Origin of the sequence: Burkholderia sp. Bp9142, assembly GCF_003853415.1 — a bacterium.
Lineage (GTDB): Bacteria > Pseudomonadota > Gammaproteobacteria > Burkholderiales > Burkholderiaceae > Burkholderia.
The window spans coordinates 1-1,404 of sequence record NZ_QTPP01000086.1 but is presented as its reverse complement, the minus strand read 5'-3'; the positions used below and the strand labels follow the sequence as shown (position 1 = coordinate 1,404).

At 59.3% G+C, this 1,404-nt stretch carries 2 protein-coding genes; both read left to right on the top strand.

Annotation, left to right across the window (positions count from 1 at the left end; all coding sequences use genetic code 11):
* The first annotated feature begins 86 nt into the window (after window positions 1-86).
* Window positions 87-434 (top strand): FAD-binding oxidoreductase, encoded by a 348-nt coding sequence (locus DIE22_RS37735; RefSeq protein WP_124607547.1) that lies wholly within the window; start codon window positions 87-89, stop codon window positions 432-434.
* 322 nt (window positions 435-756) lie between these two features.
* The gene (locus tag DIE22_RS37730; RefSeq protein WP_124607546.1) at window positions 757-1,362 is read left to right on the top strand and encodes a (Fe-S)-binding protein; all 606 of its coding nucleotides are present in this window, start codon (window positions 757-759) and stop codon (window positions 1,360-1,362) included.
* Window positions 1,363-1,404 lie beyond the last annotated feature (42 nt).

Genomic DNA, 1,404 nt, shown 5'->3' with positions numbered 1-1,404 from the left:
CCTTTTCTTCTTCATCGGCATATCCATGATTTTTACACCTCATGATATGCCTCGCCCACGAAATCACGGATAGGTCCCTCGACAACATGGAACGTGAGCACCGCGAACTCATCGTTGCCCACTTTCCACCGCTGACCCGCAGCCTGACCGGTTACGATCTTGCCCATCTACGGCGACCGGACGGCCGTTTCGATCTGAACGCCGTGCTGTGCGGTGCTGAAGGGACCTTGGGTCTCGTGACGGAAGCGACTGTCAACGTGGTGCCGATCCCGAAACACAGCGCCATCATCGCGGTCCGGTACAAGACTTTCGACGCGGCGCTGCGCGATGCGCACGCGCTGATGGCATTGCGGCCAACTTCGATCGAGACCGTCGATGGAACCGTGCTCGAACTCGCTCGTAGCGATCGCATCTGGCCGGCGGTCCGCGCTTAGCTTCACCGGCGCAACAGGGGCTCGTACCCATCGCTGCCGTCCCTATTCGCGGCGCGGCCGATCGGCGTATCCCGGTTGCGGTGCGCGATAGCTATACGGGTGTGATGTCCTGCAATGGAAACGGCGCTTGCTACAACTTCGATCTCGATGATCCGATGTGTCCGTCCTGGAAGTCGACGCGCGATCGCCGTCATTCCCCGAAGGGCCGTGCCTCGCTGATGCGCGAATGGTTGGGGCGCCTGTCCGATGCAGGATTCAGCGAAACCGCGCTGGCGCAGACGTTCCTCACGGACAGGGATCCTTCAACGGCTTCGCAACACGCTTGCGCGTCAAACTGGGCAAGTCCGATTTCTCGGATGAAGTAATGGATGCGATGCGGGGGTGTCTGGCTTGCAAGGCATGCGCAACGCAATGCCCGGTGAGCGTTGACGTACCGAGCTTTCGTGCGCGTTTTATGTCGCTCTACTATGGTCGATATTTGCGGCCTTTGCGCGATCATGTGGTCAGCAATCTTGAGTCGGCGATGCCGTGGTTCGCTGCGATGCCGAGGCTTTATAACTCGGTTTCCGGTAGCCGACCCGGCCAGTGGTTGCAACAGAAGATCGGCCTGGTTGATGTCCCTGCGCTTGCTCATCATCAACTGGACAAGGAATTGAAACGTCGTGGGTTCACACCTGCGGATGTCAGCGTGCTCGCGCACTGCACCGAGCGTGCTTGCGCTCCTGGTGCGGTGCGTGCGTGGCAGGAAGTCTTTGAATTCTTTGGCGCAACGCTCGAAGAGGTGAAGGCAGGGTGCTGCGGAATGGCAGGCACCTTTGGGCACGAAACGGAGCATCGAGAGCAGTCGGAACGGATCTATAAGCAAAGCTGGAAGGGTGTGGTCGAAGACGACAGAACCTGTCCGCATTTTTGTGGGCGAGGCGGTTGAACAACGCGTTATCCACGCGCCTGCATAAATCGCTCGCCGAAC